Genomic DNA, 24,976 nt, shown 5'->3' on the forward strand with positions numbered 1-24,976 from the left:
TTTCTCTATTTTAAAATCCTAATGATACACCAAAGGTTATTTGTCTTGGATTAGGAGAAGTAAAGAAACTTTCTCCTGACATATTTCCAGCTTCTGTACCCGAAGTATTTACTTCTGGATCAGAGCCATTATCGAAAGCATCACTTGCAAAGGTCGCAAGGTTTTGTCCCATCACATAAACTCTAGCTGATCTCACCGCTTTTGTACGTTGGAGCAGACTCACAGGGAGTTGATAGGATAAAGTTATGTTCTTCAAACGAATATAACTTGCATCAAAAAGATGCCTAGTAGACTCATTATCCCAAAAGGACAACGTAGAACTTGAGTAAGCCGGAGCAAACGCATCTCTATTATCTGTTGTCCATGAGTCAAGTACCCTTGTAGTATTATTAAATGAACCACTGGCCGCTATATTTTCTGAAAACTCATTATCTGCTAAATAGACGTGTCCCCCACTTACAAAATTAAAGAAAACCCTCAAAGAAAGCCCTTTGTATGAAAACGTATTAGTAAAACCTCCTGTAGCTTTTGGTAAAGAAGAACCAGCGTAAATATACGGAGCAGCGGTATAATCTGTTGTAGCCTCTCCATCCGCTCCTCTCCATTCTGCATCACCCGTTTCCGGATTTATACCCACGTACTCTTTCAAGAAGAATTCATTTGCTGTTCTTCCGACGGTCGCCCGCGCCTCATCGGTAAACGAACCAATTGGAACATACAGATTACCATCTGGATCTACTTGAGCCGACTCCGGTAGTTTTGTTACCTCATTTTTCAAAAAACCTACATTAAAAGAGGCTGTCCACCTAAATTCACTTTCAGTAAAAATATCACCGGATAGGGAAAGATCTACCCCATTGTTTCTCATCGAACCAAAATTCTGGGTCCTACTTGCAAATCCCGTGGTGTAAGGCAAAGGAACATCCAATAAAATACCTTCGGTGCTTTTATTCCAGTAACTAAAGTCAAACCTTAGTCTATTGGAGAAAAGTTCCGCATTTAAGTTGACATCAAACTGATGGGTAGTCTCCCATGTTAAGTTAGGGTTTGAAGGCTGAGAATAGTAAAGCCCTGGAGAACCGTTATAATTCACACCATTGTATAATCCCAGTGCACCAAAATTCGATATTCTGTCATTACCACTTGAGCCATAGCTCGAGGATAGCTTAAGAAAATCCACAACGCCCCCTTTAGGAAAGAAATCCTCTGAGCTTATTAACCAAGAAGCAGAAACCGCCGCAAAAGTCCCATATCTTTTGTCCTCACCAAATCTAGAAGATCCATCTCGTCGGACACTACCTTCCACGATGTATCTATCGGAATAATTATAGTTTAATCTACCGAAAAAAGAGGCTATAGCCCATTCTGTACCTGTATTGGAGGCTGTTACAGGCTCAGACCCGGAACCTGTATTTGGGAGGTCATCTGAAATATACCCATTTGCTTCAGTAAGGATGGCATCCCTATCAGAAGTTTCAAAGCTTTGCCCAACCAATGCATCAATGGTGTGTGCCCCAAATGTCTTTACATAGTTAAGTGTATTTGTTGTTAACCACTTACTATCTTGATTAATCTCTTTCGAACCATATCCCCCAGGGGTAATGATATCACCAGATCTATACTCCTCTTCTACTTGCACATAATCCATACCCCAGTCTGTTCTAAAAGCTAAATCTTCCAAAATATTGTATTCAGCAAATACATTTCCAGTACTTCTTCTAGAGGTCAAGACATAACGAATGTCCCTATCTAAGAGGAGTGGATTATTGAAGCCTGCCTGCTGCAGGTTGCCTTCGGCATCATAAGGTTGCCCGAATGGAGTGTTTAGATAACTAACTGTCCATGGAGAATAAGTATCATTTTCAGCTCCAACCCTGTCATTTACTAAAGATGAGGTAGCAAAATTAACTCCTACCCTCAATTTATCAGAAGCTTCATGGGTCAAGTTTAACCTACCATTCAATTTATCCACCTCATTACCGATCACATACGCCCTACTATTAAAATAGGTCCCTCCTACATAGAACGTTGTTTTATCACTTCCACCGCTGGCATTTAAAGAATATGAATTTAATGCTCCCGTTTGACTTACAATATCCCTCCAATTAGTCCCGCTTTCTGGAAAAGTAGCAGGATCAGCACCAAGATCAGCTCTAAGTTTTGAATATTGATCAAAATTCAAAACCTCCTTCTCTACAGATGCCTCATTTACACCTGTATAATAGTCAAAATTAATTTGAGTCTTTTCTCCTAATTTTCCACTTTTTGTAGTGATTATAATTACCCCATTGGCACCTCTTGAACCGTACAATGCTGTTGCAGCAGCATCCTTAAGAACTGTCATGCTTTCTATATCATTAGGATTCAAATCCATTAATGGGTTCAGTGCTGTCCCCCCTCCTCCAGAGGAATATGATGTAGATCCAGATGCATCATTTAGGGGGACACCGTCGATAACAAACAATGGGCTATTTCCAGATGTAAATGAAGTAATACCCCTTACCCGAACAACCTGAGAAGACCCAATTAACCCAGAAGACGAAGTTGCCTGGACTCCTGCAGCTTGTCCCTGGAGAGCTTCTTGGGGGGATATCACTGGAAAATTCTCAAAAGCATCGGAATCTACCGTTTCTATTTGTTGTGTATTAAGTTTTTCGGACTGCATACCATATGCCTGTACCACTATTTCGCTTAATTGCTTCGCATCTGCCTGCAAGGTTACATTTATAATAGATTTACTTCCTATTTCAATTTCTTGGCTGATCATTCCCATAAATGAAAAAACCAAGACATTACCACCTTCTGGTACTTCAATGGAATATTCTCCATCCAAATCTGTAGCGGCCCCAACAGTAGTTCCTTTTACTAAAACAGAAACGCCGGGCAACTCCCCGCCGTCCTCGCCGGAGGTAACAGTCCCGGTGACTGTCCGGCTTTGGCCGAATGCCACAGCACTCGCCAATAAAATTGCTAATCCTAGCAGTAAAATTTTCTTCATAATTGGTTGATTTTGATTTAACAATGTCAAGATAAACGTTAGCATCTAATAATCCAATAGTAGATCAATTTATTATAAAAGACACTTATTTTTCCAACAAGTATTAAATACCACAAAAAAACAACCCATATTTTTGATTAAAAACAATTACAAAAACAAAACAATAGCCCAAATATCATGACAAAACCCATAAATGAATAAACCATATTTGGGCTCAAGTATTATTAACAAATTTTAACTAAAAAACAGCAATTTGTATTATAAAGCTGTTCATTTGAAAATAAAAAGGACAACCTTCTAATTACTTTTTAACAAGCCCCTTTTAAAAAGTAGCAAACACATATATATAGGATAATTTTTACGTGTAAATTCATTTGGTTATTAATAAGGCTATATCATATAAGAAAATCACTCTTTCCTTTATTTTTTTGCTAAAAAATCGGTTAGATTGAGTATTCCGAGCCTAAAAAAGCTAGCGCATTGGCTCCGGTATAAAATTGATTTTAACAAGGTCGGATCCCATTTACTGGTTGGACAAAGCTAGAAAAGGCCGTAACTACCTCCCGGACAGACAGGTCTGCAGTGACATCTTAATCGACCACAATCTCAATCCTACGGTTTTTGGACCTTCCTAAAGCCGTACCATTTGACATGAGTGGCCTTTTATCGCCATATCCGAAGACGGTCAATCGCGCTTCGTCTATGCCTTGGTTTAGTAAATAGGCCTGGACACTGGCTGCTCTACGAAGGCTTAAGTCCTGGTTATAATCTGCATTCCCCACGTTGTCGGTATGTCCCTCAATAACAATGTGGACATCGGGATTCTCGTCCAAAAATTTCTTAAGCCTTAGCAGGGAGCTTTTGGAAGAAGGCTTCAAATCTGCCTTGTCAAAATCAAAGAAAACATTTTCAAACAAAAACTCTTCACCGCTCGCCACCGGCTTAAGGCCAATATCCATATCTTTAATATCCTTCAGGCTGTCCTTTTCCACATTATATATCCGCGGCAAGAAACCTTTCTTCTCCACATAGAGGCCCGAAGAGGCCTTGTCCGGATAGATCATCATAAACCTGCCAGCATCACCTTCAGATCTAAATTCATACATGGTGCTGTCGTTCTCCAAATCCACCAGTGAAAGGGTCGCCACGATGGGCTCACCTGTTTTTTCATTTCGTACTCTTCCACCCGTTACGATCAACCGCTCGCCCAAATCAATCTCGTCTGGAAAGGCAAAACGGTAGAGGTACGACCTGTCGAGTGCCCCCTCCTTCAAGCTATTTTCTGTGTAATAGGCATAGTCCTGCTGGGCAGTAATGAACAACGCCAGTTGGTCCAAATGATCGTTGATGGGATAGCCAAGGTTAACAGGTTGCTGAAACGCTCCCTGAACAATCTTTGAATTGAACAAATCCATACCTCCAAATCCCATATGCCCATTGGAAGCAAAAAATAGCAGCTCATTGTTAAAATAGATAAAGGGAGAAACCTCATCAAATTTCGTATTGATAGCTTCACCTACATTTATTGGCTCTGCCCACGAATTGTCCCTTTCCCTTACCGTATAGTAAATGTCATTTCCTCCCATTCCTCCTCTTCGGTTTGAGGAGAAGAACAGGATACTTCCGTCTGCAGAAAGGGAAGGCTGGGAATCCCAATACCTAGAGTTTACTTTCTCTCCCATATTGACAGGATCCTGCCATTTTCCGCCCACTTTATATGCGATATATAAATCACAACTCCCATAAGAGTCCGGTGCATCACAGCTGGTGTAGATCAAAATATTCCCATCGGCCGAAATGGTACAGGTACCTTCATTGTGAACGGTATTGATCGATTGGGCGAGCGCTTCAGGCCTACTCCATTGACCTTCCTTCCACATAGAGGTAAAAATATCCTCATGCTCGGTCGGCTCCAGTCCATCACGTTTGGTAAACAGTAACTGCTTGCTGTCTGCTGTCAATACCGGAAAATACTGGAGCTGGAATTGGTTCAGCGGGCTTTCCAACCTTTCCTTGTGAATCACTTTTTCCGCTGCCAGTTCCCTTTTTATAAAATCCATCTTTTTCTCCATGGATTGGAATGCAGAAGAGGATTTCACTTTACTGGAAAAAAGCCCCTGACTGTTATAAAATTTCTTTATTGCCGCGTCAAAATCTCCTGACTTCAAATAAATATTGGTAACCAACCAACTAAAGTCCGCCATAAAACCACTGTTTCCTTGGCTTTTTAATTCCCCGGCACTCGCTATTTGAAGGGCTTCCCTCGCGCTTCCCTTCTTGAGCAAAAGCTGGGACCACTTCTTATAAGCCTCTAGAAACCCCTCGTCTTTATTCACAGCATCAGCATATTTCTCCAGTGCTTCATCATACCTTCTGCGCATGGACAGATCCTCTCCTTCTTGATAGAGCTTGATCGCCCTTCTGTTTTCGCTGGTATAACTTTGGCCAAGCGCTTGAGAACTGATAAAAATAAAAAAGAAGACTATTTGGGCTACTCTCATTTAATTTATGGGATATCCATAAATTTATGAGTTTGTAGCGAAATATTCCAATCAGGATGATTTTTTATGTAATCGATGATCTCTCCGGTGAATTTATCGGACTTGCTCCATTCGGGCTGGAGCAGTTTTTTGCAGCTTGGCTGGACTTTCTTTGCATGCTTTTCAGCAAAGTCAAAATCACTTTTATGAAAAACGATCACTTTGATCTCATCTGCCTTTTCAAAAATACTGGGATGGGGTTCCTTGAACTTCTTGGGTGAAAAACAGACCCAATCAAACTGACCTGAAAAAGGATGGGCTCCACTGGTCTCTATATTGGTCGTAAAACCCTTTTCCTTTAAAAGCGCCGTAAGCGGCCCAAGTTCATACATCAGCGGTTCCCCGCCGGTAATCACCACCAATCTTCCAGGGTACTGAAGTGCTCCGTCTACTATTTCTTCCACAGAAAGTACCGGCCATTTAGCCGCTTCCCAGGATTCCTTCACGTCACACCAAACGCATCCTACATCACATCCGCCCAGACGAATAAAATACGCTGGATGACCAGTAAATGTACCTTCTCCCTGGATGGTATAAAATGCTTCCATCAAAGGAAGCATAAGTCCTTTTTCTACCGCTTGTTTGATTTCCATGATTTAATTTTTGATGGAGCGGGTGATTGAACCGCTGTGAAATTGAATATAACTTAAGTAGGGAATAGACACTACCAATATTCCGCATCAGGAACATGTGTACCACTTTCCTCTTTTACACTAACCAAACCCTCCATTTCTGTCTTGGGTTCCCTGTCTTGGATTATATTTACTTATACACCTTTTTTTCTGCCGAAAGCAGGGTGTTGTATAGCAATGAGGCAATTGTCATTGGCCCTACACCACCAGGAACCGGTGTTATGGCAGATGACTTTGCTGAAACTTCGTCAAACTTCACATCACCGATAAGCCTAAAACCATTCTTCTTGGAGGAATCTTCGATCCGGTGGATCCCCACATCAACTACCACTGCTCCCTCTTTCACCATATCTGCCGTCACAAATTCCGGCTTCCCAATGGCCACAATCAGAATATCAGCAGTTTTGGCAATTTCTTTTAAATTTTTGGTCCTGCTGTGCGTTAAGGTCACCGTGCTATTGCCGGGATAATCATTCCTGGCCATCAGGATGCTCATTGGAGAACCTACAATATGGCTCCTTCCGATCACCACGCAGTGTTTCCCCGAAGTCTCAATCTCATAGCGCTTTAGCAGCTCGATGATCCCATAGGGGGTGGCTGCCACGTAAGTAGGCCAGTTCAACGCCATCCGACCAACGTTGGCCGGAGTAAATCCGTCCACATCCTTTTCAGGTTTGATCTTCGCCGTTACCTTTTCCACAGAAATATGCTTCGGAAGGGGCAACTGGACAATCAGTCCATCGATATCCGGGTTTTCATTGATCTCTTCCACTGCTTTGAGCAGCTCTTCTTCAGACACATTATCCTCCAGCTTCACCAAAGTCGACTCAAACCCCACAAATTCACAGGCCTTTACCTTGGCCCCCACATAAGTTTGGCTGGCTCCATCATTGCCCACCAAAACCGCTGCCAAATGAGGTACCTTCCCCCCTGCTGTTTTGATTTCCTTTACGCGGGCTGCTATTTCATTTTTGATATCAGCTGATGTCTTCTTTCCGTCTATTATTGTAGGCATGATCTATTAAAGTTGGAAGTGAGAGGTACGAAGTACGAAATCTTCTGTTGGCTACTCACATTTTGATATTTTGTTACGCTTTACTTTATTTACTGATGCTACCATGATCGACAACAATTCATTTCCTTCACGGTGCAATTATTCAATACCATGTGTTAAATCCCTATTGATTTCCATCAATAGTTCCAAGAAATAGAGACTTTCGTCCACTTCTTCTTCCACTATTTTTTAATAAAATCAGCTGTGGATTTGGCTCGCTGAGAAGCTCTATAATTAGTTCCTACAGAACTATAGCATCTTATTAACTGCTATGCATTGTACTCTCTGGTTTAGGAAGCTTAGAACAAAAAACCAAATTTGCACAGCATATTTTTTGTTCTAAGAATAAGATTGTTTTTCATATCAAAAAGCGTTTGTTCAACATATGAACCTAACACTTTCCAACATAAAAACAATCTCCAATGCAGAGGTTCGTACCTCGTACTTCTATCTTTAGTCCAGCTTTAGCACCGCCATAAACGCTTCCTGCGGCACCTCTACATTGCCTACCTGGCGCATACGCTTCTTGCCCTTTTTCTGCTTGTCCAGCAATTTACGCTTACGCGAAATATCCCCACCATAACACTTGGCCAAGACATTTTTACGCATGGCCTTTACTGTTTCCCTGGCGATGATCTTCGTCCCTATCGCTGCCTGAATTGCTATTTCAAACATCTGTCTAGGCACCAATTCCTTCAATTTCTCACAGAGTCTTTTTCCCCACTCATAGGCTTTGTCCCTATGGACCACTGCTGACAACGCATCCACCACTTCACCATTGAGCATCACGTCCAGGCGAACCATTTTTGAAGGCTTGTTTTCCCTAAGGTCATAATCCAAAGAGGCATACCCCCTGGAAATGGTCTTTAACTTATCAAAGAAATCAAAAACAATCTCAGCCAAAGGCATATCAAAGGTCAGCTCCACCCTGTCCGCAGTCAGGTAGACTTGGTTTTTGATTTGTCCTCGCTTCTCCATACACAATTGGATTACTGGTCCGACATAATCGGACTTGGTAATGATCGATGCATGGACATAAGGCTCTTCAATATGTTTGAAAAGGTTTGGATCCGGCATATCCGATGGGGCATTGATCAGCTTGATAGTATCATCGTTCATCAATGCCTTAAATTGCACCGAAGGGACAGTGGTGATCACCGTCATGCCAAACTCACGCTCCAAGCGCTCCTGGATGATCTCCATGTGCAACATCCCCAAAAAACCGCAACGGAAACCAAAGCCCAGGGCTGCCGAGGTTTCAGGTTCCCAAACCAAGGCAGCGTCATTTAGCTGAAGCTTCTCCATCGATGCCCTCAACTCCTCAAATTCCGTAGTCTCTACGGGATAAATCCCCGCAAAAACCATAGGTTTGACATTTTCAAATCCTTTGATGGCTGTGGTACAAGGACGCTTGATATGCGTAATGGTATCCCCTACCTTGACTTCTTTGGCCACCTTGATACCAGAAATCAGGTAACCTACATTTCCTGCACTGATGGTTTTCTGTGGGTGTTGGACAATACCAAGCACACCGATTTCATCGGCATCGTATTCCCTGCCTGTGTTGACAAACTTAATCTTATCGCCTTTATTAATGGTTCCGTTAAACACACGAAAAAGCACCTCCACACCCCTGAAGGGATTATAAACCGAGTCGAAGATCATGGCCTGCAACGGTTCATCCGCATTCCCTTTTGGCGCAGATATCTTTTCAACTACCGCATTCAGGATATCTTCGATTCCTGTGCCTTCTTTGCCAGAGGCCAAAATAATATCCTCCCGATCACAGCCTATCAGGTCAATCACCTCATCAGCGACTACCTCAGGCTCAGCACCGGGAAGGTCGATTTTATTCAGCACCGGGATAATCTCCAGATCATGCTCCATTGCAAGGTAAAGATTGGAAATTGTCTGGGCTTCCACCCCTTGGGATGCATCCACGATCAACAAAGCCCCTTCACAGGCCGCAATGGAACGGGAAACCTCATAGGAGAAATCCACGTGTCCAGGGGTGTCTATAAGGTTCAGGGTATACTCCTCTCCTTGATAGGTATATTTCATTTGGATCGCATGAGACTTAATGGTAATTCCCCGCTCACGCTCGAGATCCATATTATCCAACAATTGATCCTGCATCTCCCTTTCAGTCACCGTATTGGTAAACTGGAGAAGACGATCCGCCAACGTACTCTTCCCATGATCAATATGGGCGATGATACAGAAGTTTCTTATTTTTTGCATATCCATTCTGTCGGCAAAAATAGTAAATAGTCTTTGCAAAACCGCAACTTGCACGCCATTAGAATGAAGTAATCCTCCAGGCAGCCAACCCAAGTCACCAAATAAAGCATTCTAATGCCCTAAATACTGCCCCAAACCTCTATTTCATCATATATCCAACAACACTTCATATCAAGAAGAAACCTTCACAAGGAATTCTATCTCCCCATTTGTATCTTTGCCTTTCCAAAAAGGTTATGCATGCATGAAAAAACTGGCAGAAAAGAAAAAAAGGCAAAATATCGGTGAATACATCGTCTACATGTACCAAATGGAAGATTTGCTTCGCTCTTACCAATTCAACATGGATGAAGTCCACCAATATGTGATTGCCCATTACCCGGTCCCCCCTGAAGAAAAGAAAGAAATTACCGATTGGTTTGAAGCCCTATCAGAAAAAATGCAGCAAGAAAACATCCAGGAAACCGGGCATCTGGAGGCCACCCAGCAAGAAGTGAGGAAATTGGCAGAGATCCATTGGGATTTATTAAAATCGGACAGGGAATACTTTGCCATTTACCATGAGGCAAAGCCCCATATCATCGAATCCATCATCGCAGCCGAGGGGCAGGACATTGGCCATGAAATCCAAATCTGCATCAATGGGGTTTACGGGCTATTATTATGCCGGCTGACGGGCAAAAAGCTTACCACTGAACAGGAGAAGGCTGCACAAGCTTTTGGCAAGGTATTGAGCTACCTCAACCTGGCATATATGGAATATCCCAATTAAAAAGGTGCGGCCTCCTTAGCGAGATCCCCTAGAATTCCATATACTCGTAAATACTCTTATAAAGTCCGTTTTCAGCGACAAAGTCCAAAAACTGCTGGTAAAAGGGATGGCTGCTTAAAGTGCCGCTGTCCCCAATGACAATCAATTTTCTTTTGGCCCTGGTAAGAGCAACATTCATCCTTCTGGTATCTGCCAAAAAGCCAATTTCTCCTTGTTCATTTGACCGCACCAAGCTGATCAAGACCACATCCCGCTCCTGGCCTTGAAAACCATCTATGGTACCGATCGTAACCACATCAGACAGCTCCCTCAGCCCTTCAAATACTGCGCCCTCTTCCATCAACTCGGTCAACTTCTTTACCTGGGCTTTATAGGGGGAAATCACCCCAATGGTAAATTGCTGTTCCTGAAAGCACCCTACACCAATTCGTTCTACCAACTTTTCCAGTAGCCCCAAGCCAAAGCGTGCTTCTTCGGCATTCAGTTTACTTAACGAATCCTTTTCGAGGTGTTCCCCAAAGCCGCTGCCTGCCGTATCGATAAACTCCATTACCGGTTCCGCTCTGCTCAAGCAGTGGGCATCGGTCAATGCCGCCGCCTCCAATTGCCCTTGATAGAAATATTCACTTGAAAACCGCATGATCAGCTCGGGCATCCGGTACTGCACCTTAAGCATCCAGCTGGCTTCAGGCTGACGGTCGATTACTTTTTCGAACAAGGTTTCGCTCAACCCTTCCTTACTTGCTTCATATGATTTTATGGTTGGCGGAAGCTGGCAGTGATCGCCGGCCATCACTACTTTTTTTGCCTTCATGACCGGAATCCAAGTGGCTGGCTCCAGGCCTTGCGCTGCCTCATCGATAAATACTACCGGAAACTCCATTCCTTTTAAGGCAGTATGATTGGCCCCCACCAGCGTGGTGGCTATCACCTGGTTTTGCTGAAAGACATCATATAAAATATAATCTTCCAAATGCCTGGCGGCCTCTTTTACCTTTGATGCCTCAGCAAATAGCTGCTTACGCTGCTGGCGTTCCGCAGCCCCAAAATTTCGTTTATATTTTCTTCCCAACTTGCGGTACTCCTCCGCTGACTTACGTAATTTCTTTAAATCCTTAAAACTACTGTGCTGTGCTATTTTGGCATCCAGTGTCTGTTCCAAAATCTGATCGTCGACCCTTGCAGGATGCCCTATGCGCAAGGTCGATATTCTTTTTGCCAAGAGCTTTTCTACCAGCAAGTCCACTGCAGCATTACTGGGAGCGCAGACCATCACTTGAGGGTGTCGTTGTAGCGTCTCATTGATCGCTTGCACCATCGTAGTGGTCTTGCCAGTACCGGGAGGGCCATGCACCAAGGCCACGTCTTGGGCTGCCAGCACCTTTTGAACTGCTTCAACCTGACTGTGATTTAGATGGGAAGTCGCAAAAACCAAGGGCAATCCAGCCGTAAACGAAGCGGCTTCCTGCCCCAAAAGGACATCCCTTAGCTGCCCCAATCTTCCTGCACCTGCCTTGATCACCTGCTGCATCGCATACTCCATTTCGCGATAACTTGCCTCATCAAAATGCAGGTCAACCCCTAATTTGCCATCCTGCAACCAATCCGGCCACTCATGCCCCATCAAGGTAATGACCATGGTATTCTTCTTAACCAAATTGACCACGCCATTTGTTCGTAATGGCGCACCGTCCGAAAAATTTGAAAACAAAGAAACCGTCTTTCCGGATTGAAAGCCATGTGAAAGACGGCTATCCCCCCTTTCTATCTCTACGATCAACCGGTCTCCCAACCCTACTTTGGTCTTCACCACCTGCACGGGGTACCAGCAAATCCCATCCTTCTGCTTATCGGCAATCGAAGCACTGAGTGTTTTGAGCCGGTACTGCTCCAGGTCTTCTTTCCACTCTTTTTTTAAAAGTTGTAAAGTTATTTTTAATTCTTCCTGTATTCTCGACATCAATGGTTATTTTTAATATTCAAAACTAATGTAATTAAACCGGGTTTTCAGGCATTCAAACGTTTTTCAATATTGAACTTTTTAGCACACGCATATCTATCATTTGACCACCCCAAGGTTCTGCTCGGGAACTTTATAGGTGATTTTGTACGCGGCAACCTGGAGGAACAGTTTGAACCGGGGATCGCCCTGGGCGTCCATCTTCACCGGGAAATAGACCATTTCACAGACACTCATCCGGTGGTGAAGGAGGCACAGGAGATGTTAAAGCCTATCTACAAGCGCTATTCGCTGGTGATTACTGATGTTTTTTTTGATTATTTCTTGAGCAAATACTGGAATGAATACGACGACAGAAGCATTCAGGAATTTTCGCAGCAAGTCTATGCCATCATAGACAAAAACAAAGAAAAACTCCCTAAAAGCTTTTTGCAGCTCTTTCACCACATGAAAACAGGAAACTGGCTAGTGGTATATGGGACCATTGACGGTATGAAAGCCACCTTGACTGCCATCTCCAAACTTACTACTTTTGATTCCAAAATGGGATCAGCCCATCTGTTTCTCCAACAGCACGAGACAGCGCTGAAGGGATATTTTGACCGCTTCTTCCCTGATTTGATCACTTTCTCCAGGCATAAAATGGAGGAACTAATGAAAGATTATGATTCATTGTAAACCAAAACGATCCACCTATATATCATTAGGGATAGTAGTCGCCATCCTCTTTGCCGGCTTGAGCTATATCCTTCATGATTTTAGCACCGTCAGGACGTATGGATTGGCATTTTACCTGATCAGTGCCAGTATCCTCACAGTGGTACTCCTCATGCTATTGGTAAAAATGATGGCCGGATACCGTTTTGTTACTGCCGGCAAAGGCAAAATAATCGTAAGGCTACCACTCAGGGGAATGAAAAAAGACTATCCCTTGGCGGACATCCTGGTGTGGCAGGAAGAGATTGTGCATGCCAATAAAAAAGAATTCAGGCAATTGACCATCGTTTTTGATGACAAAAACTCCATCAGCCTCAGCAACCACGAACATGTCAACTACATTGAGCTCTACCAATACCTGATCAAAAAAGTCCCAAAGAAAAAAATCAAGCCCTAAATAGCGCGCATGATCTATCCTTCGATTTCATACGGCAATATTGAAGGATCATTTCAGGAATAAGGCCGGGACTTATTAAAGGCATGGTCCAAGCCTGAAGACTTGGACCATATTTAGCCTTTCTTTATACTTGACACTGTTGCTTTTACTTTAATGTTTCCAGTCGTACTGGTCTATGTTTTCCAGACAGGCATTGAGCAACTTGATGCTTGCTGCGATATCTTTTTTGTTAGCCATTTCGATGACTTGGTGCATGTGCCTGGTAGGAATGGAAATAGCCCCCGCGATAGCTCCTTGCTTCCCCATTCGCTGCACCCCTGCGGTGTCTGTACCACCGGCCGTAAGGATCTCAGGCTGCCATTTGATTTGATTGCTTTCGGCAGTTTTTTTCATAAAGTCCACCATTCTATAATCACAGATGGTCATGGCATCCATTATTTTAACAGCAGTCCCCTTTCCGAGCTCGGTCACCTTCTCATGTGGTGAAGCGCCCGGCACATCAAATGCAATGGTCGTATCCAGGGCGATCCCAAAATCCGGATTGACCCCATGGGCAGCCACATTTGCTCCGCGAAGCCCTACCTCCTCTTGGACGGTAAAGGCAGCATAAACATCATAAGGAGGGTTTTTAATGGTTTTTAGCGCTTCTATCAGGATAAAAACAGCTACCCGGTTATCGATGGACTTACAATTCACACAGTCCCCCATCTCTATCAGTTCGCGGTCTCTGGTCACCGAATCCCCCACCTGGACGTACTTCTCTACCTCATCCTTGCTCATTCCCAGGTCAATAAAATAGTCGGTAGTTTTGGGAAGTTTGTTCCTTTCGTCGGGCGTCATGACATGGATCGGCTTGCTGCCCATCACCCCGACTAAGTCCTTCTTGCCATGCACAATCACCCTTTGGGCAGTCAGGGTCTTCGGATCAAAACCGCCCAGGGTATGGAATCTCAAAAAGCCATTTTCATCTATGTGTGTGATGATAAACCCAATCTCATCCATGTGAGCGGCCACCATCACCCTCTTCCCATCAGGATTTTTACTCCCTTTTTTGACGGCGATGACATTGCCTAAGTTATCTACCTTTACCTCATCTACCAACGGGGTCACTTCCTGAATGACCAAGTCCCTGATTCTTTTTTCAAAACCAGGCGCACCGGCAATTTCACAAACTTGCTTTAACAGTCCAGTATTGATACTCATATTTTTTACAGTTTAATTTTTTAAGTGTTTTTCTTTGGCAGGCCCTTTGGCAGGCCTGAAAATACAAAAAGGCCATCATAATGACGGCCTTTTCTTCTATATTTTAGCTTTGCCTAGTAGGCCCTTACGACCTTTCCTTCCATAAAGTTGACAAAGGATTTGTTCACCACTTTCATGCCCCCTTCCGTGGGAAAATCACCGGTAAAGTACCAGTCCCCCAGGTGCTCAGGACAGGACTTATTGAGGTTTTCTACTGTTTGGTAGATTACCTTGACTTCAGCATTTATCTGATCCATGGTGATGATATCGGCTATTTTGTCCGAAATCTGCTGAGGGGTAAACTTCCCATACACTTCTTTGACGAAGTTTTCTTCGGCATCAGGATTGGCCACACACTTGTCATACACTTCATCCAAAATGTACTGCTGCCCGGTTTCTTCCAACAGCTTTAAGGCCGCCCTGAAGGCAATGAACTCACGCATCTTGGACATATCGATCCCATAGCAATCAGGATAGCGGATCTGGGGTGCTGAAGACACAACGATGATTCGCTTGGGCTTCAACTTATCCAAAGTTGTCAGAATACTCTTCTCCAAGGTCGTTCCCCTCACAATACTGTCATCCAGTACAACAATAGTGTCTACACCGGAGCGGATTACCTCATAGGTAGTATCATAGACATTGGCCACCATGACATCGCGGTCATTGTCATTGGTAATAAACGTCCTGAGCTTGACATCCTTGTTCACCAACTTCTCCACTCTCGGCCTAAAGCTCAGCAAATCCTCGATATTTTCCAGATGAGGCTTTCCTTCCAATAAGATTTCCCTCCTCTTGGCACTGAGGTAATCTTCAAGCCCTTCGATGAGCCCGAGAAAAGCAGTCTCGGCAGTATTGGGGATGTAGGAAAACACGGTATTTTTTAGATCAAAATCAATCGCCTTGAGAATCTGGGGAATCAGGGCTTTTCCGAGTTGTTTTCTTTCCCTGTAAATATCCGGGTCGGTACCCCTTGAAAAATATATTCGTTCGAATGAACAGGATTTTTTCTCCAGTGCGGAAATGATTTCATGCTCTCCATAGGTGCCGTCTTTATTGACGATCAACGCATGCCCTGGTTTGATTTCTTGAATAGCATTGTAATCGATGTTAAAAGCAGACTTAATGGCCGGTTTTTCTGAAGCAATGACCACAATTTCATCATCGGCATAGTAATAGGCTGGCCGGATTCCGGATGGATCCCTTACTACAAAACTGGCTCCATTCCCGATGATTCCTGCCATGGCATAACCACCGTCAAAATCCCTGCAGGATCTTCTCAGGATCCTTGCCACATCCAGTTCCCGCTCAATTACTTCTGTGATCTCATTATTGGAATATTCTCCTTTGTATTTATTGAAAATCCGTTGATTTTCCTCGTCTACGAAGTGCCCGATTTTCTCCATCACCGTCACGGTATCTGTCTTTTCTTTCGGGTGCTGCCCTAGCTCCACCAACTTCCCAAACAGTTCCTCCACATTGGTCATGTTGAAGTTTCCTGCCATCACCAAATTCCTACTCCTCCAGTTGTTCTGTCTCAAGAAAGGATGACATGTTTCGATACTGTTTTCCCCGTGAGTACCGTACCTCAAATGCCCTAACCATACTTCACCGGAAAAGGCTACATTGTCCTTGATCCAGTCTGCATTATTCAATCCTTCTTCGCCTCCCTGCTTCTTTGCTTTTCGAAACTTCTTGGCCACTTTTCCGAAAAGGTAGTTGACCGCTTGCGGATCCACAGACCTGTACCGGCTAATGTACCGGGTGCCGGGCTTGCTGTTTATTTTAATGTTTGCAATTCCTGCACCATCTTGGCCCCTGTTGATTTGTTTCTGCATCAGCACATAGAGCCTGTTTGCAGCATACATGGGTGTACCATATTTATCAATATAGTATTGAAGGGGCTTGCGGAGCCTGACCATGGCTATGCCGCATTCGTGTTTGATTTGATCACTCATCGGGTATTTGCAAGTAGTATTTTAAGCAACAAAGTTAAACCTTTTTTATCACTTTCTCCCAAATGTCTCGGGGCTTTAATAACGCTTTTTAAAAAAGAAAAATTCCATTTTGCAAAATTTGTCTTTAAAAACAGTTTGCAATAAAAAATAATATTTCACACAAACAGGCATCACCTAGAAATAAGCCTACAATCAAAAGACTAACCTAAAAATAATTATCTCTTAACCTATTTTTTTAAAATAGTACATAAGACCAGTAGTATTACTCCCAAAGCGGGTACTTCTCCAAGTTTACTTCCCGACCAAAAAACAATTTTGTGGTGTTTTCGAATGAGGAGGTATAATCAGAAACCAAAAAACGATCCTTATCTTTTGCCCCTTGGTTAAGCAACCCTGCCATGGCCAGGTATTTCCTGGTGGCTTCGGCAATCATCTCCGAGCTGTCGATCACTTTAACCCTTCCTTCGTAAAGCTCATCTATCTGTGGTTTGATCAGCGGATAGTGGGTACAACCCAAAATCAGCGCATCGATGGCGCTCAGCTCTTCATCATCCAGGTAGGACTTGATGATCTCTTTACTGATGCGGTTGCTGTGAAATCCTTCTTCTATCATTGGCGCTAAAAGGGGCGTGGCCAGTGCAGAAAAAGACACCCCCTTGTCCAAACCTTCAAGTTTTTGGCGATAGACACCGGAATTAACCGTTTGTTTGGTACCGATCAGTCCAACATGCTTTCCAGGCAGCTTAAGTCCGACGTAATTCACCACAGGCTCGATGACATCAAAGACAGCTGCTCGCGAAGCCACATAGGCCTTCACCAATTCGTAGGCAGCCGTAGAAGCTGAATTGCAAGCTATTAAAACCATTTTGCAATTGGCCTTCAGCAATACATCGGCAATCTTTACGGCATAAGCCTGGATAGCTGCGGTACTTTTATCCCCATACGGCAAATGGGCCGTATCACCAAAATACACCAATTGTTCGTCAGGCAGTAATTTCTTCACTGCCCTTGCGACAGTCAAACCGCCAATTCCGCTATCAAAAATCCCTATGGGAGCACTTGCCTGCATAAAATCAAAACACTAGGAAACCAATACCAATTTTTCACAAAGCTATAAAAAAAGATCCCTCAAGCGCACGTGCCTGAGGGAAAATTGCAAGCAAAAAGTTATAGATTTATAATTATCGATACTAAGATAAAAGAATTACAGAACAATTGCAATCCCACACCTTTTCGAAAATCTACATTTTGGGTATTAACACCTCACCACATCGCCAAATAACGGCACAAATAACCTAAAAACATGGCTTTCAGCACATTTGAAGGGGAATGGTCTGATTTTGGCTCCTAATGTAAAAGCGCTTTGTATCTCCGGATTACCTGAATCAGGGCCGATTAAAGCACTAACCATATGAAACCATGAAATTGTCATCGCTTACATATCTCTTGTTCGTCCTGCTTGCTTTGGGATGTGCCGAACCTTCCACTTCCCCAAAACCCGCCACCTCAGTGGCGGAAGAAAACTGCCTGCCTCATGGCTTGGTGGATACCCAAATTGTCGAGTATAAAAATTTGCCAAGTCCCATCATCAAAACGCTAAATCAAAATAGTGTCTTTGCAGAAATGAAATTGATCAAGGCCACCAAAGTCTCCAATAGTAATGGTGCCTTCTACAGCTTAGCTTTTGAGGATGAAGAGAAATTTATTATAAGGGCCAAGTTCAACGGGGCCGGTCAGCTGATCCCGTATGACAGCCAACCGATCGAAGTCGCTCAACCCCTCATGAAACAACCCAAAAAGTAATTGACTATTTCTATTGAAAAAAAATACCCAATTCGACAGATATAAAATTAAAATTATTATTACATCAATAAAAAAAATTTTACCTCTATTTTCTTTAAAAAAAACAAATTTTACGCTATAAAAAGCAATATTTTCCATAAGTAGATAGCTGGATATTATTTCGTAAAAAAAGCCATATTTTTTTATTAAAAGCTTATAAAAATATTAATTACTTTAGCAGATATAAACTTCTCCAATAGAAATCACACAATTCATTGCCTTGGAGATTTACTGACGCTACACTCACCAACAAGCGCGAAAAAAGGCAATCTTTAATTTATGGCACAGTTTCAGCTGTGCTTACCTTTTATAGAATAGTTGACTTATGGCAAATGCAAAGATACTTCTGATTGAAGATGATTTGACCTATTCCAAAATCATCAAGAATTTTCTGGAAAAACATGATTATGAAGTGGATCAAACCGCCAAGATCAATGAAGCGTTTTTGATGCTGGACAAAAAATCCTACGACCTGATCATTACCGATTACAGGTTGCCGGACGGGACGGGAATGGAAGTACTGGAAAACATCGTCCATAATAAAATGAACACCAGGGTCATCCTGATCACCAACTACTCAGACATCAGAACAGCAGTTCGCTCCATGAAGCTGGGAGCGATCGAGTACATCACCAAGCCGATCAATCCCGACGAACTGCTCACCACCGTAAATGAAGCGCTCAAGTCCCCCCCTAGCAGAGGGGTACCGGAAGACCAAGCCCCCAAAGCTGCGAAAACGGTGAAAAGCACATCAAAAACCCAAGTAAATGATACTTACGTAGTCGGTAAAAGTCCAGAATCCTTACAGCTGGAGCAGTACATCTCACTGGTAGCACCTACGGAAATGAGTGTGGTAGTCCTGGGCGAAAGCGGTACGGGAAAGGAATTCATTTCTAAACGTATCCATGAAAAATCAAAACGCTCCGGCGGCCCATTTGTAGCTATAGACTGCGGGTCATTATCAAAGGAGCTAGCGGGAAGTGAATTGTTTGGCCACGTAAAAGGTGCCTTTACCGGCGCCCTTGACAATAAAACAGGCCATTTCGAAATGGCCAATGGCGGCACCATATTTCTGGATGAGATCGGTAACTTGAGTTATGAAGTACAGATTAAATTGCTCCGTGCTATCCAAGAACGGAAAATCCGTAAAATCGGAGGCGCCAAAGATATCCCTATAGATGTTAGAATCATCGTAGCCACCAACGAAGACCTGTCCAATGCCGCCAAAAAAGGGGAATTCCGGGAAGATCTATACCACCGACTGAACGAATTCAGCCTCAAGTCCACACCATTACGTGAAAGGGGCGAGGACTTGTTTCACTATGCTGCAATCTTCCTTCAGGATGCTAACCAATCCCTGGGAAAGGACATCCTCGGATTCAGCGATGATGTCAAAGATATCTTCAAGACATACAGCTGGCCAGGCAACTTGCGGGAACTTAAAAATATCATCAAACGGGCAGTGCTCCTGACCGTAGATGACTATATCCATAAGGAATCCCTCCCTGTGGACCTGTTATTGCCGGAAAACTCAAGTTCTCAAAACAGCAATACCAATGACTTAAAATCTTCCTTTGAAGTACAGGAAAAAGCCATGATCATCAAAACGCTCAATGAGGTAAAACATAATAAATCAAAAGCTGCCAAAATCCTTAATATCGACCGTAAAACGCTCTATAATAAAATCGAAAAATACGGCATAGATTAAAAAAGCAAGCACTACCTATCAAGAAACCTTTGTGAACAACTGAAAATCAGCCAAGATCTGATCCAATACTTCAAGGGTTTCTTTTTTTATTTTTTCAACCATAACCCGCGCATTGGTGGTATTGCCTTCCTTCAGGTCATACTCCAGGCCTCGCGCCAACGTACTTGACTTGATCTTCAACTGTCCTAACCGGCTACCAAGTTTATGTGCTATCTCCAGTAATTGCTCCCAGTCCTGACGCGCACAAGTCTGCCCCAGCTCAACGAGATCGGCGCTGGTACTCGAACAAAAATCGATCAGTACCTCCTTGAGCATCTCCTCATCATTCATGCAGAACTTGGACATGTCCTCTACCGAATACGGTTTGGTCTGTTTAAGGGCATCTTGCTCATTCATCGGGTTTTTAACATTATGGGAAATAGTTTCCAGCTGGAGCACTTTGCCGATCATTTTGACCAAATCAACCTCCTTAAATGGCTTGAGGACAATTGCATCAAACCCTGCATCTGAAAGCTGATCCTTTTCCTTGGCAAACACATTGGCTGTGATCGCAATGGAAGGCAGGTCCTTGTATCCATATTCTCCCCTTACCAACCGTAATGTATCATAACCTGTCACTTCAGGCATCTGCACATCCAACAGGGCCAGATCCAAAGGAACTTGCTCAAATTCGTCCCTGACCTTTATCCCTCCAAGATAGTCATAAACCTTCGCTCCATTACTTTCAAGTAGAAGCTTGGCAAATTTCAACCCCACTGAATCGTCGTCTACCAACAAAACGTTCAGTCCATTCAGGTCATACCAACTGCTCACTTCTTCCACTTTTACCGCTGCTTCAGTTGGTTTCACCGGAATTTCCACCTTAAACTCCGTACCTTCTCCTGGGCTGCTCTCCAGTGCTATCTTACCTTTCAGCAAATCAAGCATCCGCTTGACAATGGCCAAACCAAGGCCGGTCCCGCCGTATCTCCGATTGATCGAGCCATCGCCTTGGTTAAATTCCTTGAAAATATTCTCCTTAAATTCTGCTGACATCCCGATGCCGGTATCCTTGACATTGACCAATAAAAATCCCTTCTCGTAGGCTACTTTCACCGCCACCATCCCCTCTTCGGTAAATTTCAGCGCGTTACTAATCAAATTATTAAGAATCTGCCTGATCCTGAGTTCATCCCCCGAAAACCACTTTTCCTCCGCAATATCTATTGTCCACACAAAATCTATTTGCTTCTCTTTGGCCTTCAATTCGAAGGAATTCTTTATTGCACTAAAAAGTTTTTGGGCATTAAACGGCTCCTTCTCTATGGTGATCTTCCCTGCCTCCAATTTGGAAAGATCCAATATATCATCGACGATGCCAGAAAGGGTTTCAGCAGCAAATCCTACCATGTTAACATAGTCTTCCTGATCCTTGGTCATGGAAGTCTTGCGGATGGCTTCGTTGTAGCCTTGGATAGCATGAAGGGGGTTTCTGATTTCATGGCTCATATTGGCCAGAAAGTTCTGTTTGGCCTTGGCCAATTTATCAGACCTTACCTTGGCGCGCTCGAGCTCGAAACGCTTGCTCTCATCTTTATTGATTTCAGTGATGATACTGTAGATAAAAGCTGATGATCCCACTATCCCCACAAAAATAATTACGCCCAGCAATATGGCCACATCAAATGCCAGATCGTAAAGGGAAGCATTTTTCTGCTCCACTTCGGCCAATGCATCATATTGGAGGTTAGAAATGACCGTCTGTGTATCTTCGATCAGTGCCCGGTTCTTTTCGTTAAGCTCTTTTTCAAGCTGGGCCAGATTGGACCGGAGATGCTGCTCTTCATAATTGATATTTACCAAAAACTGTTTTACCGCATATAAAACCGAATCAGAATAACTGGTATTGGCCTCATTAACGGTATCCTGCTCATCTACTTTTGGCCTGAACTGCTGGAACATATCACGCAGATTTTCCACTTCTGCTTCTGTCATGAGGTTTCCATCCTTAAATTTCTCTTCAGCACTGACCTTCTTTTGCGCCGGAGAGTCCAGCCTACCTTTGGCCCTTCGTATTTTATGATCAAAACGAATCTTGCCTAAATTCTGTAACCGGTTGATCTCTTCCTGGCGCTTTATCTTTGTCTCCAGATTTTTGAGTGCTTCACGGCTGAAGTTTCTATTGATCAGGTTATGCTTTACCTCCCGAAGCCCATTATATACCACCACAAGCTCATTGATGTTATAGTTAATTTGCTTTAGATGGTTGAGTTCAGCCGTGTCATTGGCAAATTGCTCAAGATAATTCAGCTTTTTTTCGATCTTGTCCAGGTAATTGACCGCCACAGAAGTATCATTCTCCGTTTCGAAATTCCCCTTTACCTTATCCAACTGGTAAACATCGGCAAGGAGGGCGTTGAGCTCTTGTATACGATCACTGGGCTCTGAAAGTGTCTCCACGGTACCCAATAGCCGGTTAAGACTGAAATAAGTAACCGCTCCCACACTCAGCACCAGCATAATGGCAAGCATAAATCCAATGATTACCTTTTTCCTTGCTTTATGAGTTGTTTCTGTTGATTTCACAATATCCTGAATTTCAGCAAAGTTTCATACAAAAACAATACCAGCTAAACTTCCTCGGCTTCTTCGGCCAACGCTCCCTCTGTAACTGTCTCGAAAGTACAATATGCTGTGAAGAATGATAACGGAATGGTGACAAATACTCCCACAAAAATCATTGCACCAAGGACATTGAGGACAATTAACGAAATGACCAGTAGGAAAAATTTCCACCAGTTTTTGGTCACCACCCTCCTACTGTATTCCAGTGAATCCCAGAAATCCAATCCGGCAAAAATATGCAGCAAAATGGCCATGGAATATCCTACCATCAGGTAAACACCCGGGACAATGAATAATATTAACCCCACAGAAACCAGAACCTGTCCAATCAACCATATCAAAATAACGGGAATGTAGTAGGAGAAGCCTTGGAAGAAATCTGTATATGCCACATTTTCATCAGCCTTCAGTTTATTGGCCACCAGAAAGAATCCGGAAAATAAGGGACCAGCCAAAAACACACTAAAGAGCAATGCATATTCCTTCAGGTAAAGAAGAAATATCAGTTCCAACGAAATCACAAAGCCCGTATAGCCAATCGAAAAAACGGGCTGCTGCTTAAACAGCGCCCATCCTTCGAGAAAAACTGTCTGAATATCAAAATCATAGCCTCTTTCAATGAGCCTATTAAGCTGTAACTTTGTCATAGGTGATAGGAAATAGATCAAGTATTAAAGCGCAAATCTCTAACAAAAAATTAAATATCACCATTTTATGCCAATTAATCGCCAGATTTTCCCCAGCACTTTTCTGGCTTGATAAAGATCTCAAAACGGCCTATGATTTGGTAATAGCTCCCAGGATATCATGCTTGGTAATAATATGTATCTGGTGCAAATCATCCCTGACCAGTACTGCCTTATCCTTATCCACCATCGATGACAACACATCCAGTGTACTGTCCATTGCCACAAATTTCATTGAATCTTCCATCACATCCTCTACGGGGGCATCTTTTAACGTTGGTTGTTGGATGATCTTTGTTAACAACTTGGTATCGGTAAGGCTCCCTATAACATTTCCATCCTCCACTACCGGTATCTGGGAAACAGACCTTTCGTTCATCAAATGGATCGCTGCCTTTACCTTCTCTCCTTTTTTGGCCACCACCAGTTCATACGTTCCATTTCTACTGGAAATAATATCCCGTGCCGTTCCAAAGGTATTATCCTCCAAGAAGCCGTGATTTTTCATCCAATCATCATTATAAACCTTGCCAAGGTATCTGGTACCGTGGTCTGGGAGAATGATCACCATCGTATCGTCTTCCTTTAGGTTTTGGCGGGCATACTCCAAGGCTCCGTGCACTGCCGAACCACAAGACCAACCTACAAAGAGTCCTTCCTCTCTGGAAAGCCTTCGGGTCATTACCGCCGAATCCTTATCGGTCACCTTCACGAAGTGGTCAATCATCGAAAAGTCGACATTGGCCGGCAAAATATCCTCTCCTATCCCTTCTGTGAGGTAAGGATAAATTTCGTTTTCATCAAACTCCCCGGTTTCCTTGTATTTCTTGAACACAGAACCATAGGTATCGATCCCTACCGAAACGATGGAGGGGTTTTGCTCTTTGAGGTATTTGGCGGTACCGCTCATCGTCCCTCCAGTGCCTACCCCAGCAGCAAAATGTGTGATTTTCCCTTCAGTGTCTTTCCAAATTTCCGGCCCAGTAGTTTCATAGTGAGCCTTCCAATTGGAAAGATTATCGTATTGATTGGGATAAAATGAATTGGGAATATCATTGTTGAGCTTCTTGGCAACAGAATAATAAGAGCGTGGATCATCCGGGGCTACATTGGTAGGACAAACGACCACCTCTGCTCCCATGGCTTTAAGTACATCTATTTTTTCTTTGGACTGCTTATCTGCCATGGTAAAAATGCACTTATACCCCCTGGCAATTCCCACCAATGCCAACCCCATACCGGTATTGCCACTCGTTCCTTCTATGATCGTACCTCCTGGTTTTAGTATGCCTGCTTTTTCGGCATCATCGATCATTTTAATCGCCATCCTGTCTTTAACAGAGTTGCCTGGATTGAAATATTCCACCTTCACATAAACCTTCCCCTTAATGCCTTTATTGAGCTTATTGAGCTTTACCAAAGGCGTATCGCCAATGGTGTCGATGATCGAATTGTATATCATTTTTTACTATGGTTATTTCTTTAGGACAATTTACAAATATTTTTCAGTTGAGACGATGATACAGTACTTTCTTACACCAACTTACGGGCATGGTACCCTTCCCTAAAACAAGGCCTCAAAGTTACTTGGACAAACACCCGTTACCCTCAAAAATCCCTTCGGA

Annotated in this window: 17 protein-coding genes; 5 read left to right on the forward strand and 12 right to left on the reverse strand. The window is 43.3% G+C overall.

The genetic code is table 11. From position 1 onward, the window contains the following. Positions 1–10: 10 nt before the first annotated feature. The 5 genes from FKX85_RS21160 to lepA form a co-directional block, all read right to left on the reverse strand. Complete coding sequence (locus FKX85_RS21160; RefSeq protein ID WP_141616616.1) at positions 11–2,998, reverse strand: SusC/RagA family TonB-linked outer membrane protein; 2,988 nt, start codon at positions 2,996–2,998, stop codon at positions 11–13. Between the two features lie 590 nt (positions 2,999–3,588). Next, on the reverse strand, positions 3,589–5,499 hold the full coding sequence (locus FKX85_RS21165) for an OmpA family protein (protein WP_141616617.1): 1,911 nt from the start codon (positions 5,497–5,499) through the stop codon (positions 3,589–3,591). Between the two features lie 5 nt (positions 5,500–5,504). Beyond that, positions 5,505–6,131 carry a 7-carboxy-7-deazaguanine synthase QueE gene (locus tag FKX85_RS21170; RefSeq protein ID WP_141616618.1) on the reverse strand — a complete coding sequence of 209 codons (627 nt, stop codon included), beginning with the start codon at positions 6,129–6,131 and terminating at the stop codon, positions 5,505–5,507. Between the two features lie 169 nt (positions 6,132–6,300). Beyond that, positions 6,301–7,185 (reverse strand): bifunctional 5,10-methylenetetrahydrofolate dehydrogenase/5,10-methenyltetrahydrofolate cyclohydrolase, encoded by an 885-nt coding sequence (locus FKX85_RS21175; RefSeq protein ID WP_141616619.1) that lies wholly within the window; start codon positions 7,183–7,185, stop codon positions 6,301–6,303. Positions 7,186–7,677: 492 nt separating this feature from the next. Then, complete coding sequence (lepA, locus tag FKX85_RS21180; protein ID WP_141616873.1) at positions 7,678–9,471, reverse strand: translation elongation factor 4; 1,794 nt, start codon at positions 9,469–9,471, stop codon at positions 7,678–7,680. A gap of 238 nt (positions 9,472–9,709) precedes the next feature. Here lepA and FKX85_RS21185 point away from each other — a divergent pair, with 238 nt between their 5' ends. Then, positions 9,710–10,237, forward strand: a complete 528-nt coding sequence (locus FKX85_RS21185; RefSeq protein WP_141616620.1) for a DUF4924 family protein — start codon at positions 9,710–9,712, stop codon at positions 10,235–10,237. Between the two features lie 28 nt (positions 10,238–10,265). On the opposite strand, the gene FKX85_RS21190 is transcribed toward FKX85_RS21185, so the two are convergent. Beyond that, positions 10,266–12,197, reverse strand: coding sequence for an AAA domain-containing protein (locus FKX85_RS21190; RefSeq protein ID WP_141616621.1), 1,932 nt, complete (start codon positions 12,195–12,197; stop codon positions 10,266–10,268). Between the two features lie 72 nt (positions 12,198–12,269). Here FKX85_RS21190 and FKX85_RS21195 point away from each other — a divergent pair, with 72 nt between their 5' ends. Next, positions 12,270–12,875 carry an acyl carrier protein phosphodiesterase gene (locus FKX85_RS21195; protein WP_141616622.1) on the forward strand — a complete coding sequence of 202 codons (606 nt, stop codon included), beginning with the start codon at positions 12,270–12,272 and terminating at the stop codon, positions 12,873–12,875. Further along, positions 12,862–13,311: a hypothetical protein gene (locus tag FKX85_RS21200; protein WP_141616623.1), complete on the forward strand. Its 450-nt coding sequence runs from the start codon at positions 12,862–12,864 to the stop codon at positions 13,309–13,311. The genes FKX85_RS21195 and FKX85_RS21200 overlap by 14 nt, the downstream gene beginning before the upstream one ends. A gap of 150 nt (positions 13,312–13,461) precedes the next feature. Here FKX85_RS21200 and FKX85_RS21205 read toward each other — a convergent pair whose 3' ends face one another. The 3 genes from FKX85_RS21205 to murI form a co-directional block, all read right to left on the reverse strand. Next, entirely contained in the window at positions 13,462–14,514 is a 1,053-nt protein-coding gene (locus tag FKX85_RS21205) for a M42 family metallopeptidase (protein WP_141616624.1), read from the reverse strand. Positions 14,515–14,627: 113 nt separating this feature from the next. Continuing rightward, complete coding sequence (locus FKX85_RS21210; protein ID WP_141616625.1) at positions 14,628–16,511, reverse strand: amidophosphoribosyltransferase; 1,884 nt, start codon at positions 16,509–16,511, stop codon at positions 14,628–14,630. Between the two features lie 262 nt (positions 16,512–16,773). Then, the gene (gene murI / locus FKX85_RS21215) at positions 16,774–17,580 is read right to left on the reverse strand and encodes a glutamate racemase (RefSeq protein WP_141616626.1); all 807 of its coding nucleotides are present in this window, start codon (positions 17,578–17,580) and stop codon (positions 16,774–16,776) included. 350 nt (positions 17,581–17,930) lie between these two features. On the opposite strand from murI, the gene FKX85_RS21220 reads away from it, so the two are divergent. Next, on the forward strand, positions 17,931–18,314 hold the full coding sequence (locus tag FKX85_RS21220) for a hypothetical protein (RefSeq protein WP_141616627.1): 384 nt from the start codon (positions 17,931–17,933) through the stop codon (positions 18,312–18,314). A gap of 364 nt (positions 18,315–18,678) precedes the next feature. Next, positions 18,679–20,061 carry a sigma-54-dependent transcriptional regulator gene (locus FKX85_RS21225; protein ID WP_141616628.1) on the forward strand — a complete coding sequence of 461 codons (1,383 nt, stop codon included), beginning with the start codon at positions 18,679–18,681 and terminating at the stop codon, positions 20,059–20,061. 18 nt (positions 20,062–20,079) lie between these two features. Here the strand turns inward: FKX85_RS21225 and FKX85_RS21230 are convergent, their stop codons facing one another. From FKX85_RS21230 to FKX85_RS21240, 3 genes are all read right to left on the reverse strand, one after another. Next, entirely contained in the window at positions 20,080–22,626 is a 2,547-nt protein-coding gene (locus FKX85_RS21230) for a hybrid sensor histidine kinase/response regulator (protein ID WP_141616629.1), read from the reverse strand. Positions 22,627–22,670: 44 nt separating this feature from the next. Next, positions 22,671–23,312, reverse strand: a complete 642-nt coding sequence (locus FKX85_RS21235; RefSeq protein WP_141616630.1) for a hypothetical protein — start codon at positions 23,310–23,312, stop codon at positions 22,671–22,673. 130 nt (positions 23,313–23,442) lie between these two features. Next, on the reverse strand, positions 23,443–24,813 hold the full coding sequence (locus tag FKX85_RS21240; protein WP_141616631.1) for a cystathionine beta-synthase: 1,371 nt from the start codon (positions 24,811–24,813) through the stop codon (positions 23,443–23,445). Between the last annotated feature and the right edge of the window lie 163 nt (positions 24,814–24,976).

This window comes from Echinicola soli, from assembly GCF_006575665.1.
Classification (GTDB): Bacteria; Bacteroidota; Bacteroidia; order Cytophagales; family Cyclobacteriaceae; genus Echinicola; species Echinicola soli.

Coding starts and splice junctions, on each gene's coding strand:
- FKX85_RS21160 (WP_141616616.1), bottom strand. CDS start 2,998: ATGAAGAAAATTTTACTGCTAGGATTAGCAATTTTATTGGCGAGTGCT.
- FKX85_RS21165 (WP_141616617.1), bottom strand. CDS start 5,499: ATGAGAGTAGCCCAAATAGTCTTCTTTTTTATTTTTATCAGTTCTCAA.
- FKX85_RS21170 (WP_141616618.1), bottom strand. CDS start 6,131: ATGGAAATCAAACAAGCGGTAGAAAAAGGACTTATGCTTCCTTTGATG.
- FKX85_RS21175 (WP_141616619.1), bottom strand. CDS start 7,185: ATGCCTACAATAATAGACGGAAAGAAGACATCAGCTGATATCAAAAAT.
- lepA (WP_141616873.1), bottom strand. CDS start 9,471: ATGGATATGCAAAAAATAAGAAACTTCTGTATCATCGCCCATATTGAT.
- FKX85_RS21185 (WP_141616620.1), top strand. CDS start 9,710: ATGAAAAAACTGGCAGAAAAGAAAAAAAGGCAAAATATCGGTGAATAC.
- FKX85_RS21190 (WP_141616621.1), bottom strand. CDS start 12,197: ATGTCGAGAATACAGGAAGAATTAAAAATAACTTTACAACTTTTAAAA.
- FKX85_RS21200 (WP_141616623.1), top strand. CDS start 12,862: ATGATTCATTGTAAACCAAAACGATCCACCTATATATCATTAGGGATA.
- FKX85_RS21205 (WP_141616624.1), bottom strand. CDS start 14,514: ATGAGTATCAATACTGGACTGTTAAAGCAAGTTTGTGAAATTGCCGGT.
- FKX85_RS21210 (WP_141616625.1), bottom strand. CDS start 16,511: ATGAGTGATCAAATCAAACACGAATGCGGCATAGCCATGGTCAGGCTC.
- murI (WP_141616626.1), bottom strand. CDS start 17,580: ATGCAGGCAAGTGCTCCCATAGGGATTTTTGATAGCGGAATTGGCGGT.
- FKX85_RS21220 (WP_141616627.1), top strand. CDS start 17,931: ATGAAATTGTCATCGCTTACATATCTCTTGTTCGTCCTGCTTGCTTTG.
- FKX85_RS21225 (WP_141616628.1), top strand. CDS start 18,679: ATGGCAAATGCAAAGATACTTCTGATTGAAGATGATTTGACCTATTCC.
- FKX85_RS21235 (WP_141616630.1), bottom strand. CDS start 23,312: ATGACAAAGTTACAGCTTAATAGGCTCATTGAAAGAGGCTATGATTTT.
- FKX85_RS21240 (WP_141616631.1), bottom strand. CDS start 24,813: ATGATATACAATTCGATCATCGACACCATTGGCGATACGCCTTTGGTA.